The 15,737-nt window shown below is 39.6% G+C and carries 11 protein-coding genes, 1 pseudogene and 1 riboswitch; of the genes and pseudogenes, 2 read left to right on the top strand and 10 right to left on the bottom strand.

The annotated features are described in order from the left end of the window. From Hs30E_RS03710 to Hs30E_RS03680, 7 genes are all read right to left on the bottom strand, one after another. A partial coding sequence (locus tag Hs30E_RS03710) for a mucin-binding protein (RefSeq protein WP_172208035.1) occupies positions 1–4,707 on the bottom strand: 4,707 nt, incomplete at its 3' end. Positions 4,708–5,400: 693 nt separating this feature from the next. Then, on the bottom strand, positions 5,401–6,762 hold the full coding sequence (locus tag Hs30E_RS03705; RefSeq protein WP_172208033.1) for an APC family permease: 1,362 nt from the start codon (positions 6,760–6,762) through the stop codon (positions 5,401–5,403). Positions 6,763–6,892: 130 nt separating this feature from the next. Continuing rightward, entirely contained in the window at positions 6,893–7,387 is a 495-nt protein-coding gene (locus Hs30E_RS03700) for a QueT transporter family protein (protein WP_172208032.1), read from the bottom strand. Positions 7,388–7,440: 53 nt separating this feature from the next. After that, the gene (gene queC / locus Hs30E_RS03695) at positions 7,441–8,100 is read right to left on the bottom strand and encodes a 7-cyano-7-deazaguanine synthase QueC (RefSeq protein ID WP_172208044.1); all 660 of its coding nucleotides are present in this window, start codon (positions 8,098–8,100) and stop codon (positions 7,441–7,443) included. 2 nt (positions 8,101–8,102) lie between these two features. Next, a complete protein-coding gene (gene queF / locus Hs30E_RS03690; protein WP_172208031.1) occupies positions 8,103–8,576 on the bottom strand; it encodes a preQ(1) synthase in 474 nt (157 codons plus the stop codon). Positions 8,577–8,579: 3 nt separating this feature from the next. After that, positions 8,580–8,624, bottom strand: a riboswitch (PreQ1 riboswitch). A 157-nt stretch (positions 8,625–8,781) separates the two neighbouring features. Beyond that, positions 8,782–9,519 carry a Fic family protein gene (locus tag Hs30E_RS03685; RefSeq protein ID WP_172208030.1) on the bottom strand — a complete coding sequence of 246 codons (738 nt, stop codon included), beginning with the start codon at positions 9,517–9,519 and terminating at the stop codon, positions 8,782–8,784. A gap of 274 nt (positions 9,520–9,793) precedes the next feature. Further along, complete coding sequence (locus Hs30E_RS03680; RefSeq protein WP_172208029.1) at positions 9,794–11,302, bottom strand: amino acid permease; 1,509 nt, start codon at positions 11,300–11,302, stop codon at positions 9,794–9,796. A gap of 125 nt (positions 11,303–11,427) precedes the next feature. Here Hs30E_RS03680 and Hs30E_RS03675 point away from each other — a divergent pair, with 125 nt between their 5' ends. Both Hs30E_RS03675 and Hs30E_RS03670 read left to right on the top strand, forming a co-directional pair. Next, on the top strand, positions 11,428–11,895 hold the full coding sequence (locus tag Hs30E_RS03675) for a MarR family winged helix-turn-helix transcriptional regulator (protein ID WP_172208028.1): 468 nt from the start codon (positions 11,428–11,430) through the stop codon (positions 11,893–11,895). Then, entirely contained in the window at positions 11,892–12,515 is a 624-nt protein-coding gene (locus Hs30E_RS03670; RefSeq protein ID WP_172208027.1) for an NAD(P)H-dependent oxidoreductase, read from the top strand. The genes Hs30E_RS03675 and Hs30E_RS03670 overlap by 4 nt, the downstream gene beginning before the upstream one ends. Before the next feature lie 60 nt (positions 12,516–12,575). Here Hs30E_RS03670 and Hs30E_RS03665 read toward each other — a convergent pair whose 3' ends face one another. The 3 genes and pseudogenes from Hs30E_RS03665 to tkt form a co-directional block, all read right to left on the bottom strand. Next, positions 12,576–13,016, bottom strand: coding sequence for a MerR family transcriptional regulator (locus Hs30E_RS03665; RefSeq protein ID WP_172208026.1), 441 nt, complete (start codon positions 13,014–13,016; stop codon positions 12,576–12,578). Next, positions 13,008–13,480: pseudogene (locus tag Hs30E_RS03660) on the bottom strand (amino acid permease); the annotation flags it as partial. The gene Hs30E_RS03665 and the pseudogene Hs30E_RS03660, both read right to left, overlap by 9 nt. Before the next feature lie 216 nt (positions 13,481–13,696). Continuing rightward, on the bottom strand, positions 13,697–15,682 hold the full coding sequence (tkt, locus tag Hs30E_RS03655) for a transketolase (protein ID WP_172208024.1): 1,986 nt from the start codon (positions 15,680–15,682) through the stop codon (positions 13,697–13,699). Between the last annotated feature and the right edge of the window lie 55 nt (positions 15,683–15,737).

Here is a 15,737-nt window from a genome sequence, read left to right as displayed (position 1 = left end):
GTCGCCATAGTTGACGATAGAATCAGATTGTGCACCATCTGGGACAGTTTGGACAACATAACCTGGTACTGTTGGGGCATTCTGACCTGCTAGATGGGCATCAACTGGCGTATAAGTCACTTCATCTGTCACGGCATCAACTGATTTAGTAAGTGTTACAGACACAGTATGGTCTGGCGCAATTTGCTTACCAGTTTCATCAATGTAATGGACAGTCTTAGTCACTGTTTCTGTCGTAACAGTTGGTGCAAGTTTTTCATAAACAACAGTCAAATTAATAGCTTCATCATCGAATGTTACACGAGATTTTATCTCGCTACCTAACTCCGCAGTTTTGACTTTATAACCTTTAATCTCAGGCAACTTTTGAAAATCAAGTGTTGCTGACTCAGGACTATATGTCACTTCATCTGTTACCGCATCAACTGTTTTGGTAAATGTCACTGAATCTGTGTAACTTGTAGCTAATTCTTTACCATTTTCATCAACGTAATGAATTGTTTTAGTCACTGTTTTTGTCGTAACAGTTGGTGCAAGTTTTTCATAAACAACGGTCAAATCAATATTGTCATCGCCAAATTTTACAGTAGATTCTATCTCACTGCCTGTATCTGCTTTTTTGACTTTATAACCTTTAATCTCAGGCAACTCTTGAAAACCAAGTTTTGCTGACACAGGACTATAAACATCTTTAGCCGATGCAATATCATAAGTTCTCTTAAATGTTGCTGACTCTTTGTAACTTTCAATTAACTCTTTACCATCTTCATCAACATAACGAATCGTCTTAGTAACTGTATCAGTTGCTTGTTTTCGATAAATAACAGTCAATTCAATATCTTTATCACCAAATTTGACAACTGAATCTTTTTCCGCATATTCTGGACTTTCCTTAACATCATATCCTTCAATCGGAGGATTAGGTTGTCCTGACAAGTTTTCAGACTCTAAATTACTTTTAACTTCTACGGATTTTTCATAATCTGGCGCTAATTTTTCGCCCTCTTCATCAACGTAATGAATCGTTTTAGTCACTGTTTTTGTCGTAACAGTTGGTGCAAGTTTTTCATAAACAACGGTCAAATCAATATTGTCATCGCCAAATTTTACAGTAGATTTTATCTCGCTACCTAACTCCGCAGTTTTGACTTTATAACCTTTAATCTCAGGCAACTTTTGAAAATCAAGTGTTGCTGACTCAGGACTATATGTCACTTCATCTGTTACCGCATCAACTGTTTTGGTAAATTTCACTGAATCTGTGTAACTTGTAGCTAATTCTTTACCATTTTCGTCAACATAACGAATCGTTTTAGTCACTGTTTTTGTCGTAACAGTTGGTGCAAGTTTTTCATAAACAACGGTCAAATTAATATTGGCATCGCCAAATTTTACAGTAGATTTTATCTCGCTACCTAACTCCGCAGTTTTGACTTTATAACCTTTAATCTCAGGCAACTCTTGAAAACCAAGTTTTGCTGACACAGGACTATATGTCACTTCATCTGTTACCGCATCAACTGTTTTGGTAAATGTCACTGAATCTGTGTAACTTGTAGCTAATTCTTTACCATTTTCGTCAACATAATGAATCGTTTTAGTCACTGTTTTTGTCGTAACAGTTGGTGCAAGTTTTTCATAAACAACGGTCAAATTAATATTGGCATCGCCAAATTTTACAGTAGATTCTATCTCACTACCTGAAGGCACAGTTTTGACTTTATAACCTTTAATCTCAGGTAACTCTTGAAAACCAAGTGGTGCTGACTCAGGAGCATATGTTATTTTACCTGTTGTGGCATCAAATATTTTTTTGAAAACTACCGAATCAATGTAGCTTTTAGTTAATTCTTCTTCTTTACCATTTTCATCAACAGCAACATAACGAATTGTTTTAGTAATAGTTTTCTCTTCATTGGGCGTACTAGCATCAACAAATTCATCTATGACAGAGCTATGTTGAGGTAGCGTATCAGCGACTGTAGTTAAGTCAATCGTCACTTCCTGCCACACTTCCTCCTTAAAATTTGGTGCAGTTACTAGCATACGCACATAATATATCGTATCAGCTGGCATATCATCAGCAACTACAATAAATGAACGAATGTCAGACCAACTCTTTACATCCTCCGCCGACACGTAACCTGTCAAACTCAAATCATCTGTTACTTCCTGCGTCTTGGTCGAATAAAGAACACGAACATCGCTTGAAACTTTGTTATTCTCATCAACAATTTCAACAGCTGCCCCATTCAACTCCAGACGTAAGCCGTCTGCACTGTCAGGCAAATTGACTATTCCCCTCATCTTAGTCATCACTGAATTTGTCTTTGTATTGACCATAGCAACTATTAGGTGATGTTCTCCCCCTTTAATAACATCATTAAGAGCTTTGGTCCCAATTGTTCCAGTGTTACTTTCTATCATCAAACCATTTTTTAGGTCTAAAGTAGAGTTAATTGTTATCTCAGATGCCCCTAAAAAGACTGTTTTAGCCTCTTTTTGAGTCACTTGACTAGCTATTTCAGATCCAAGGGGTGTTTTTATAATTCCCTCACCACCCCATGAAGAAATTGACAGATTTAAGTCTGAGTCATTTTTCGTCGACAAATAAACCGCCATTTGCGTTTTCAAAGTTTTTCCGTATTCAAGTGTCCCATACGCTATCTTAATGCCACTAAGAAGTTCTGTCGTGACAAGTGTTCCAGTACCAGTCCAGTCTAATTTGACAACTGTCTGTCCAGTTTCGATTTGATAAGTTGAAAACTCAGGTTTTGAAACAGACCCATAGTCAACCCCCAGATACTGTGTTCCTTTAGGAAGTAAATAGTAAACAATAGGGTCGATTACATTTTTTACTGTTGTATCATTACCAGTCGCTGGCACAGAGAGTCCAAAATTGTATGTTTTACCATCACCAAATTGCGCCGTAGACTCTTTTGGTTTTTCTAATATCAACTCATAATTAAATAATTTAGTCCGATAAGTGACCTTACTCTTAGTCTCAATAGAACCAAGTTTATCGCTCCCTTTATATCCCCAGTTATAGTTTACTACAACATCTCTTTGATCATTATCCTCTATAACCTTATTATCTGAAAAAATCTCTAAAGATTCAGCCTCTACCATCATTTTAATCGTAGAACCCGTCTCCAGATTATCCCAAATATTTTCTATCTTCACAATTGTTATGGGAGAAGTTGCTTCAAACTTTTGAGAATTGTTATCGCCAGACATTTCATTTTCAAATATGTCAATTTTTCCATCTGAATAGGTAATCTTTGTCCGAACTTGACTTTTTTCATTGCTTTCAGGGTTAAATATCAACGTAAAAGCGCTAATAGTAGAACCATCAGGTGGTGCTACCAAAGTCTGATTAACATTTGACAAATTTGGAAGCGTAGTTGGCACCCCAAACGTACTGCTAAAGGCATAGTTAGTCTTTTCGTCACGAAATACGTTAGAGTGATTTGCTACTGTTACCGTACTATCCGAGTTCGAAACATTGGGTTTAGCAGTATAGTCTGGCTCAACAATTGTAATCTTAAATGGTTGAGTCATAGGTAATTCTACTGGGTCGGTTGAGTAACCAAAATAACCTGTAATAGTTGACGTCTTCGCTTGACTAGAATACTCTCCGATTGGACTAGTAAATTGCCCTACAAAACTAGGACTATCTTTAGCGTTTAAACGATAGATTGGTGTTCCAACACCAGCTGGTTGTGTCCAACCTGGACTTTTATCAACATTTAACTCAAAACCTGCTGGAATATCTAGCTTAAAAGTAGTTTTATCCCCCTCCCATATTAGCGGTCCATTCTTACCATTCGCTGAACCTTCAGTAGTAAAGCCTGAAACAGAAAACGTATAATCTTTATTTCCCATATAAGACTTTGAAATCCCTGATAACTTCCAATCGTTACCAGCGATATACACGCCAGCCTCTACATTAGTCACGCAACTTGTCTTATAGCTTGTACCATCAAGTTTTACGGCTAAAAAAGTGGTTTCAAAGTTACCAGGTTTGACTGCTTTAAGACCTGTTCCATTCACAATATCATCTAAAGTTGCTTGAAGATTGTTGACATCCGCAAAAGACAAAGTCATATAAAACTTAATACTTTTGCTATCCCAAAAACGAATTTTGTAACCAGTAATTTTGCCAGTCTCACCATCTGTTATTGGTTCTTCGACAGATCCTCCGTTTTCACCCAAATCCTCAAACTCTCCCTGCATATCTGCTCCCGCAGGCAAAGAAATTGTGAGTAAATCTCCAAGATTTGCAGAATAATCAATCTCAAGCACAGTAGTTGAGCTTTCATTCGTCACAACATTTGGCTCCGATCTAACAGAAAGAATACCACTATCATCAATAGGAGCATCATGAATGACAGGTTGATTTTCTGGTAGAGGAGTGGCTATCTCATCCAACTTATCTGATGTTGTTTCTAGCTGTTCTTGCGGCACTGACTCCTCTGGCGTTAAAGTTGCTTCATCCTCAGAAGAGACAGGTAAGGTCGCTTCTGGATTGACTGACTGAGTTTGCGGTACAGTTGATGTCAACTCATCTGCCAAAACAGTTAAAGCACTGCCACTGCTACTGAAAACTAAAAGCAAGATTGAAGCAGCATATAACCATGTTTTAACTGATTGCCACGTTTGAAGATAAGTCTTTCCTCTCCTGTTTATACTTGTTTCATGTTTCATAATATCATCTCCTTTAGTCGATTTTAAATAACATTTATGTAAATAATATATTTACTATTCATTATACCACAAAACTAATATTTTACAACTCTTTTTTAAAGATTTGGTTATGATATGTGATAACTATCGGAAATCTGTGATGAGTTAGACACAAAGAGCCATGTACGTCAATACACGGCTCTTTTTTGCACCTAACGGCGTGTGTTGACAACCTGTCTAGGTTATCAACATCTTGTCAATGATGATAAGCAATACGCCTGAGATGACGTTTGCTACTACTTCTGTGATGAATTAAACATGCTTAACACCTCCCTCCTAAACAAAGAGGTGCCGAAAAACATTATAACAGATGTTTAAAACATGGCAACAAAACATGAGCTACTTAAAAAATAAATGTGTCAAAACTTTTGACTTTTAAATAAAAAAAACCTTGATGAGAAAAACTCATCAAGATTTTAATACGGCATTTTCATGTGCTTGAAAGGTTCACACTCGCAAGCAATAATCCATCAATCCTTGACGGGCTATGCCCCGATTATCCGTAGCGTAAATGAGGAACTTGCGTTCCAAATCGACTCATCGCATGTGTTTATTATACACTATTTTTGGGAATGTTGCAAATACCCAATTCAAGAAACAGCTTTACTAATGTTAAGGTTCAAGACAAGGCTAAATTTAGAGTTCATCTCCACGCTAAGAGTAAGACTTTTGGTCATCCTTTTTAGTTAATCGAGCATACAAGCCAGCACCACTAGCTAAAATCAAAAGTGACACGACAATATAAATCATGGCATTTGAAGCGGTCAAACCGCCATATAAAATCATCAAAGCGCCGAAAATTGCCAGAATCGGACAAAGAATACCAACAATTTTATTGTGAATCAAGCCTTTCATCGTGCGAATTATCACGCCAACATATAAAAGAGCATAGAAAACATACATGATAACAATTGGAATTGATGAAATGTCAATTTGAAGTTTGCTGATGACAGGCACTTTGATTGACAAAAAGTGAATGGCTAACCACGCCAAAACAACAATAAAACTGATGATGACGGAAGGAATTGACAGATTAAATTTTGGATGTAATTTGGCGATTTTTTCACTTTGTGGCAATTCTTTTCTGAGCGCTAGGAAATAGGGTGCGCGAATTGTCGCAACGGTCAGCCCATTTACCGTACCTAAAACAGAAATAATCACAGCAACAAGCATGAGTTTCTGCCCAAACGTGCCAAATAATTTTTCCGCTGCTGCTGCAAATGCCAAATCACCCATTTGCATGATTTTATCTGGGCCAATCATTAGTGAAATGCCAACAAAATAGCTGACATAAACAGCTAAGATAACTAATGGACTGATGATTAAAGCAAGTGGCAGATTGCGTTTGGCATTTTTGATTTCATGACAAATTGACGGCGCTACTGTCCAGCCGTCATATGAAAAAGCAACAGCAACGATTGCACCTGTTGATGACATGATGATAGGTAAAGAAATGGTATGCGAGGTTATCGCTTGTGGATCGCCGAAAATTATACCGCAAATGGCAATTAACAATAACGGCACTAACTTAATAAACATCGCCGATGTTTGAAAAATTTCCGACATTTTACTTGAAAAAATGTTGAGGGCATAGGTTGCAAGCAAGTAGACAAGGCTCAACAGCCAAATGCCTATTTGCCCGAGCGCTAGTTTTGGAAAGAGCGAAATCGTGTAATTCGCCGCCACAAAGGCGATAATCGCTGTCAATGCGGGAAAATAGACGATGGCTTGAAACCAGCCGAGCAGAAAAGCAAAAAATTTGCCGAAGGCTTTTTCAGCATAGGAAATCAGCCCGCCCGCATCGTCAGTAATTTTCGCCCACTCCGCCATGGTAATGCCACCGAAAATGATGCCAAGTGCGCCAACTAACAAGACCAGACAGCCCATGAGAACGTTGCCGTTTGTCTGCGTTAAAATATCGTCAGCCTTGAAAAAGATGCCTGAGCCGATGACAATGCCGATAATCATGGCGATTGACATGAGTAGACCAAATTTGCGTGTTTCTTGTTTTTTCATATTACTCCTATTTTTATATCGTAAGCGTTTCCAACATTTAATTATAACTTAATTTTGGTGCTTAAACAAGCCATTTGACTCAATAAAAAAATACTTAGAATTTCTTGAAATTCTGAGTATTCTTTCTAATTCAAGCTAATTTCTCAGCCAACTTTGTTCGTCCAAAAACGACTTGATAAAGGACAGCACCAATGCCAACAGAGACAAATTGTCCCAAGGCAACCGTGCCATAAGTTGCAAGAAATGGCATGTGGAAAGCGTAGACAAGCTCCAAGGCTACCATGAACATCAGGGCAGCAATCGTTAGCGTATTGACGGCAAGTTTGGCAGGCAAATACGACATTTTCGATGTGATGAGAATCGTTAAGCCCAATGCAATCGCATTCATTGACACGCCAACAAGAACATCCATGAGACCAAGTGGCGAGGTGCTGTTGGCAATACCACAGCCTAGGATAATGGCAAAAGCATATTTTTTATTAATAAATATCACATGATTCAGCATAGAGGCAATCCGAAAATTGACAATTCCGAATGAAAAAGCACCGAAAACCAGGGTCAAAGTGACGTAAAGTGCTGTGATAATCGCTGATGTTGCTAGAAATTTGATATTTTTGTTGTTCATTTTATAACAAGCTATTCTAACTTAGAAATGAGCCAGAAATAGCTCATTCCTTTCTAATTTTTTAAAGCTAGATAGTTCTCGTAACTATTGTTGCGCAATTGACAGCTAGGACACTCGCCACAACCGCCGTCAACGCCCAAATAACAAGTGTGCGTGTGATTTTTGATATAGTCAAGCGCACCAAGCTCATCCGCCATTTGCCAAGTCTGTATCTTATCAAGATACATGAGCGGCGTTATCAGCTGAAAATCCTTTGCCATCGCCAGATTGACCGCCACATTCATGCTCTTGATAAACACATCGCGACAGTCGGGATAGCCCGAATAATCGGTCTCACAAACGCCAAGGATGATTTTTTTGATGCCTTGGCTTTCTGCGTAAATGCTTGCAAGCAAGATGAAAACGGCATTTCGCCCCGCAACGAAAGTATTTGGGAACTCAGCACCACGGGCTTGGGAAATCTCTGCGTTTTCATCCATCAGCGCATTTGACGTGAGTTGCGTAAATTCTGATATATTGACCAGCTTATGCGTGACACCTAAATCTTGGGCGAGCCATTTGGCTTTATCTAGCTCAATATTGTGGCGCTGACCATAGTGAAAGGAGATGGCGTGAACATTCTCACGTCCATAGTCATGAATCGCCTGCAAAAGACAGGTTGTCGAATCCTGACCACCCGAGAAAACAACGAGCGCTTGGGGAAAAGTTGACATTTTCATCGATTAGCCACCTTTTCGGGATACAAATCATGCTGAGTCAAGCGCTCCCAAGCCACCTGCTCCCACGGCGTGTTTTTCTCGCCATAGTTGACATAAGGATCAATCGAAATCCCACCACGCGGCGTGAATTTGCCCCAAACCTCAAGATATTTCGGCTGCATCAGCGCAACCAAATCTTTCATGATTTTGTTCATACAATCCTCATGAAAATCACCGTGATTTCTAAAAGAAAACAAATAAAGTTTCAGCGACTTACTCTCAACCATTTTCAGATTTGGCACATACGAGATGTAAATCGTCGCAAAGTCAGGCTGTGCCGTAATCGGGCAAAGACTGGTAAACTCTGGACAATTAAATTTGACAAAATAATCATTGTCGGGGTGCTGATTGTCAAAGGTTTCAAGCACAGACGGCGCATAATCCGTCGGATACTCGGTACCTTTGCTACCAAGTTGTGTTAAGTGTGACATAATAAGCTCCTAGTTTTTTTTCGTGGGATGGTTACGAACCACGTTATTTTTGATACTTTTCTATTATAGTGGAAAATCTTTAGGTGTGCAAGAGTTTTAAATTAAATGTTTATGATTAGAATCTCTATTTTTGTTGCTTTTGACTTCTCATGAAAAAAGCACCAGATTTCTCTAACACTTTCATTTTTATAGTTGGTTAATTTTATCACTCCACATCAAGCGAACTCTGATAAACAAACATCTTCTGCCGTTCAAGCTCAAAAGTAACATTTTTCTCTATCATATCAGCAAGCGCCATCACATCACGATTTTGAATCATTTCAATATAGAGCGCCTGCTGTTCTTTGTCAATCACAATCGGTACACCAAATGTCACAAGTGTTGCATAAGAAATCAACAATCTTCCAGTTCGACCATTGCCGTCTGAAAAAGGATGAATCTTCTCAAATTCAATATGACTTTGCGCTATCGCTTCAATCAGATGTCTATCTCGCAAATTGTTAAGTTGCCAATCATAATTTTCTACCCATTGTGTCATTAAAAAAGGCGTTTCAGCAGGTGTTGCTAATCTCTCAATTGACCCTAAAATAGCATTTTGTTGCGTTTTAAACTGCCCCTTATCTTCTCGAATATGATCAACCAAATCGGCTTGAATCTGTTTAACAAATTGAACAGTCAACTTCTCCAGACTTGCAACTTGTACTAACAAATCAGCAAATGCTTCTCTGTGATTGGCGACTTCGTACAATTCCCGCAATGACTTTGAATGACTAGGTGTCATCTCATCTATCAAAATCGTTATCGTATCACTAAGCGACAAAGTATTTCCCTCAATTGCGCTAGAATGATGCGCAATCCGAATCAAAACGTCCAAAGCATATTCTGAATTGAGACACATCGTTTTTTGAGCGATTGCTAAAAATTCCTTTTTCCTAATTGTCATTTACTTTCCTCCTAACGTCTTAATAGCGCTTTATCAAAGCGATTTTCAAAAACATCATTTTCCCAATAAGTCGCCTAAATCCCAACACCGATTAATTAGCTGAAAATAACGTATTATTACTTTTCTATTATAGTGGAAAATGGGGAGATTGGCAAGGTAGCAGTTTAATCAACTCTGATATTGAAAACTATTCTAATCTTTTAATAACAGAAGATTAGAAATATCGATATTACAATATCTTATTTAGCGAATCGAGTATATAAAAAGATATGCCTCAATTCCGCTCCTCATCCGCCACAATCCGATGCTCGCCACGCGCCTTGGGATGCACAAAGACATTTACCTCATCAGCGACCAGATGCAGAGGTTTGTGAATCACCTTGTGTTTCGTCTTATCGTTAAGCTGATAAATCGCGACTGGCAGCGCCATTGTCAACAGAAACCCCGTCACTAGCATCACTTGATAAGTCGTCCCCTCATTTTTGGCAATGGCGCTTGGCACGACAAATGAGATGCCCAAAACGACAAGTGAGCAGATAATACCCGAACTTGCGATAAGCGTTTTGCCAATCTTCCCGCCGAAAACTTGATAATCGCCTTTGAGCGTTGGCATTTTATGCACTAAAACGAGATAAGCGATGAAAAATATCAAATACATCATGTCATAAATCGTCGCTGTCAATGATAGCGCAACTTGGAAGGACAGATTATTACCGCCACCAAAAAGCGTCAGAACAATGACCCAAATGCTGACAATACCGCCTTGTAAAAGCACAATCGGCACTGGGACATTAGCCTGATTTGTCTTGCGGAAAATAGGGGGGAGTAACCCTTTTTGTGCTGCCATAAACAGACCACGCGCAGGTCCTACGACCCATGAGGTAACTTCTCCCAAAATGCCTAGCGCGATTAGGACTGAAAATACTTTCAGCAAAACTTGGCTCTCCAAGCCAAAATGCGCCAGATACTTCTCAAACGCTTGTAGCACACCACCGCTCAAGGACAGGTCTTTCACAGGGATAATTGCGCCGACTGACAGCCCGCCTATCGAATTGATGACAATTGCGAAAATCACTAGCATGAGCATGGCAATCGGATAGTTGCGCTGAACATTTTTGAGTTCATTCGAGTAAGTCGCCGAGGCCTCAACACCCATGTAGCTTAGGATAAATGAGACAAAAACGACGAGGGTCGCTGCTTGGCGAAAGTCGGGTATCACCCTAGCCCCAACGCCAGTAAATTGCAAGGGATTGCCACCAAGGACGTAAGCCACGCAAAGTGCCAGCAAAATCACTGCTGGCAAAACAATACCGAGCGCAAAGGTAAACTTGACCAATTTATCAGTAAAACCAGTCCCACCAAGCTGTGTCAATGTGACGAGCCAAAAAATAACAAGAACAGCGAGCGTTTTGAGGATGGGATTGCTATCAAGTGCTGACCACGATAAAACGTTTGATAGAGCACTTATCATGAAATAGATCATGGTCACAAAACCAACAGTTATCTGAAACCATTGAAAAAAAATTGCCATGAACCCGAAACCCTCGCCAAGTGTTTCGCTGACCCACGTAAAAACGCCGCCTTTTTCCCACTCGGGAATCGTTGCCATTTCAGCTGAACAAAGCGCTGCGGGAAAAAACCAAAGCAAGCCACCGACAATCAGGAAAAAGATAAGATTGAGTTGTGAGGTTGCAAATGTTGGGTATTCGTAAACATCCAGCACCATTGAGGCGGTCAGGGCGAAAAAGCCAAATAAAGTCAGTTGTTTAGTTTTGGTTGCCATATCACTACTTTTCTAATTTTGTTGTTTATCTTATTGTACTTGATTTTGCTGATTTTATCAAAGATTCTTGTAAATGGTAAGCAGTTACGGTATAATAGTAATTAGTTACTATTTAAGAGGAAAACATGTCGAAATCTAATAAAATTGACCCTAAAATGCAAGAAATTGTCACAAGGCTTTTTATCTTGCAAAATAAATTACAAACGGTTGGCAATCAGTTGCAAGATAACGTCACCATGAAACAATACATGCTGATTTCTTTGCTCCAAGCGACTAATGAACCAAATAATCTAAGCATTTTAGCCCAAAAAATGGGCTCTTCACGCCAAAATGTGAAGAAAGTCGCACAATCATTGGCAAAGAAAGAGTATATTCGATTTAAAAGTGGCAAACAAAATGCAATTTTTATCGAATTGACAGAAAAAGCTTTAGCATGCGAAAAACGAACGCGAGAAATTGAACGTCTGACACTTGAAACCCTTTTCCAGTCATTTGAAACTGCCGAACTCTCACAACTGCTCACATTTTTTGAAAAACTCTCACAAGGTGTCGCACAAGTTGAAAACAAAGTGAAAAAAGGAATAAATAAATGAAAATTCTAATCATTAATGGTCATCCCGATGAGAAAAGTTTTTCTAGTGCCATTTTTGATGCAGTTGTCAAAAATTTAGACACTGATAAACACGAGATTGAAACATTAGAGCTTGCCAAAATGACCTTTGACCCCGTTTTGCGTTTGGGTTATCGGCAACATATGCCAGAGGATTTGGCAATCGAAAAATCGCAAGCCTTGATTCAATGGGCGGAACATTTTATCTTTATTTATCCGATTTGGTGGAGTTCGATGCCAAGCCTTATGACAGGTTGGATTGAACGTGTTTTCACACCTCGTCTTGCTTATTCGGCCAATCAAAAGGGACATTTTCTTCTAAATTTCATGCTCGGACGGCAGTTTAAAAAGCTTTTGACTGGTAAAACGGCTGACATTATTGCGACTTCTATGGCGCCAAGCTTTTGGTATCGTCTCTTTTCTGGCGTGATTTCTGTCCCCGATTCCTACGGCATTGCCAGTTTAAAAAATGCAGTTTTAACTCATTGTGGTGTTAAAACTAAGAAAATTATGATTTTAGGCAATATGGGGCGAGAAGTCAATACGTTACAAAAACGGCAGAATTTTTTGACAAAAGTTAGCCGATATGCTCGAAAACTGTGACTAAATTTAGTCACAGTTTTTATAACATAGTATGATAGCAAGATAAATAATCAACCTGTCTTAATCGCCGATACGTTTCAGCCGAATCAATTCAAACATTTCATCAACTGTTGCTGTCAAATCAGTCATTTTTGAAGTCTCGCCAACTGTCGCAATCATTGGAAGAAAGGCTTGGCACATCGCAATCATCTTCTGATAGATGGCAATTTGTTCTTCAAATTCTATGATTTTCTGCGTCAAAATATTTTGCGATATTTGCACACAATCGCCTGTAGACTGGCTACCATAGAGCAGATTCATAAAAAATTGAATCTCTTTGAGAGAGAATGCACCCGCTTTCATGACCTCGATATATTTCATCTTCTCTAATTCAGTCGCACCAAAAGCACGATAATTATTGGCCTTTCTAGCTGGTGTTAGCAGACCGATTTTCTCGTAATGTCGAATTGTGTCCGTTGTCACACCAAGATAATCAGCGAATTCCTTTAAAGTTTGTGTCATTTTCAAGCTCCTTTGATAAAATTCGGTAAAACCAGTCCCACCGAGCTGTTCAATGTGACGAGCCAAAAAATAACAAGAACAGCGATCGTTTTGAGGATGGGATTGCTATCAAGTGCTGACCACGATAAAACGTTTGATAGAGCGCTTATCATGAAATAAATCATGGTCACAAAACCAACAGTTATCTGAAACCATTGAAAAAAAATTGCCATGAACCCGAAACCCTCGCCAAGTGTTTCGCTGACCCACGTAAAAACGCCGCCTTTTTCCCACTCGGGAATCGTTGCCATTTCAGCTGAACAAAGCGCTGCGGGAAAAAACCAAAGCAAGCCACCGACAATCAGGAAAAAGATAAGATTGAGTTGTGAGGTTGCAAATGTTGGGTATTCGTAAACATCCAGCACCATTGAGGCGGTCAGGGCAAAAAAGCCAAATAAAGTCAGTTGTTTAGTTTTGGTTGCCATATCACTACTTTTCTAATTTTGTTGTTTATCTTATTGTACTTGATTTTGCTGATTTTATCAAAGATTCTTGTAATAGCAAGTCAATCATTTATAAAATGACTGTTGCATGAGATAATACATGACGATTACTCATTAAAAGCTAGTAATCTGAACATTTTAGCTAACAATAAAACTGCAACTAAAAATAGTCGCAGTTTACTTTTTTTAAAGTTCACATCACATCTTCTCATACAGCTTAACAGCATTCTCAACCGTAAAGCCATATTCTTCAAAAATACGGTCGCAAGGGCCACTTGCACCCCACGTATCAATTGTAAGTGTTTGACCGTTAAGTCCAACATATTTGCCCCAACCAAAGCTAGTACCAGCTTCAATTGCCAGACGTTTTGTCACACTGCTAGGCAAAATTTCTTCCTTGTATTCACTAGACTGCTCATCAAAAATATTTTGCGCCGGCATTGAGACAACACGAACGGATTTACCAATTTTTTCAAGCTCATCGGCGGTATCAAGCGCAAGTTTTACCTCACTACCAGTCGCGATAATAATACCGTCAAGCACTCCTTTTTCTTTGTAAATGATATAAGCGCCGCGATTAACACCTTCTTCAGCTAATTCAGCTGTTCGATTAAGCACTCGCAAGTTTTGACGTGTGAGTATCAAGGCAGTTGGCCGTTTCGTTTCAGTCACAGCACGACGCCAAGCAGCAACCACTTCATTACCATCAGCGGGACGAATAACATTCAAATTAGGCATTGAGCGTAAGCTAGCTAATTGCTCAATTGGCTCATGGGTCGGACCATCCTCACCAACTGCAATCGAATCATGGGTCAAGACATAAACTGTCGGTAACTCTTGTAAGGCAGCCATACGAACAGCTGGGAGCAGATAATTTGAAAAAACAAAGAATGTGCCACCATATACGCGCGTACCACCGTGGAGGGCAATCCCATTCATAGCAGCCGCCATAGCAAATTCACGCACACCAAACCAGATATTACGCCCAGCATAATTGCCAACTTCAAAATCACTCTCTAATTTGACCATCGTGTTATTTGAGGCTGACAAATCGGCAGACCCCCCCCAAAGATTGGGCATTTGAGCTGATAATTTTTGAATTGTTTCTTGTGATGAAACACGACTGGCGGCGCTTGTACCAAGTTCGTATTTACCAAGCTCTAATTCAGGCGTTTTATTACTAAAAGCATCAGCATATTGCTTAGCAAGTTCAGGATAAGCTTCAGCATAAGCATCAAAAGTCTCACGCCAAACTTGCTCAAGATGCTCGCCACGCGCACGCAAAGTGTCATCAAACCGCTTAGTAACTTCGGTTGGCACAGTAAAGTCTGGATACTCCCAACCATATGATTTTTTCGCATAAAGAATGCCATCGGCACCAAGTGGCGCACCATGAACCGCAGATGTTCCTTGCTTTTCAGCACCATAACCAATGATAGTCTTGACTTCGATAATCGTTGGCTTATCAGTTTCTGCCTTGGCACGACTAATCGCTGATTCAATTTCTGTCAAATCATTCCCATCTTTTACCAAAATATGCTGCCAACCGTAAGATTCAAAACGCATTTTGATGTCGTCTGGAAACGATTTTGATAATGGTCCGTCAAGTGAAATATCGTTGCTATCATATAAAAGGACAAGTTTCCCTAATTTGAGCTGTGCGGCAAGTGATGCTGCCTCTTGCGAAACGCCTTCCATTAAGTCGCCATCTCCATTGAGCGCATAAGTATAATGGTCAACGATTTCATAGCCAGGACGGTTGTAAGTCGCAGCTAAATGCGCCTCAGCCATAGCAAGACCGACAGCATTTGCAATGCCTTGACCAAGCGGTCCTGTCGTTGCCTCAACACCGTCAACCCAATCAACTTCTGGATGACCTGGCGTTTTACTTCCCCATTGACGAAAATTTTTGAGATCATCAATTGACAAGTCATAGCCCGCCAAATGAAGCAAGCTATAAAGCATAGACGAGCCATGCCCCGCAGATAAGACGAAACGATCACGGTTCGACCAGTTACGGTGTGTCAATGGATTAACATTGAGAAATTTGCTCCAAAGCACGTAAGCCATCGGTGCAGCACCCATAGGAAGACCCGGATGACCCGAATTTGCTGCTTGAATCGCCTCAATAGAAAGTGTGCGAATTGTATTAACCGCCAATTGGTCGGTATTGTCAAAAGTCATGTTTGATTCCCTTTCATTTGTTACCTAAATTATAGTCGCTTTTATAATTTTGTAT

The organism is Pseudolactococcus hodotermopsidis (genome assembly GCF_011170085.1).
Lineage (GTDB): Bacteria > Bacillota > Bacilli > Lactobacillales > Streptococcaceae > Pseudolactococcus > Pseudolactococcus hodotermopsidis.
The sequence above is the reverse complement of the archived record's forward strand: the minus strand, read 5'-3'. Positions and strand labels throughout refer to the sequence as shown.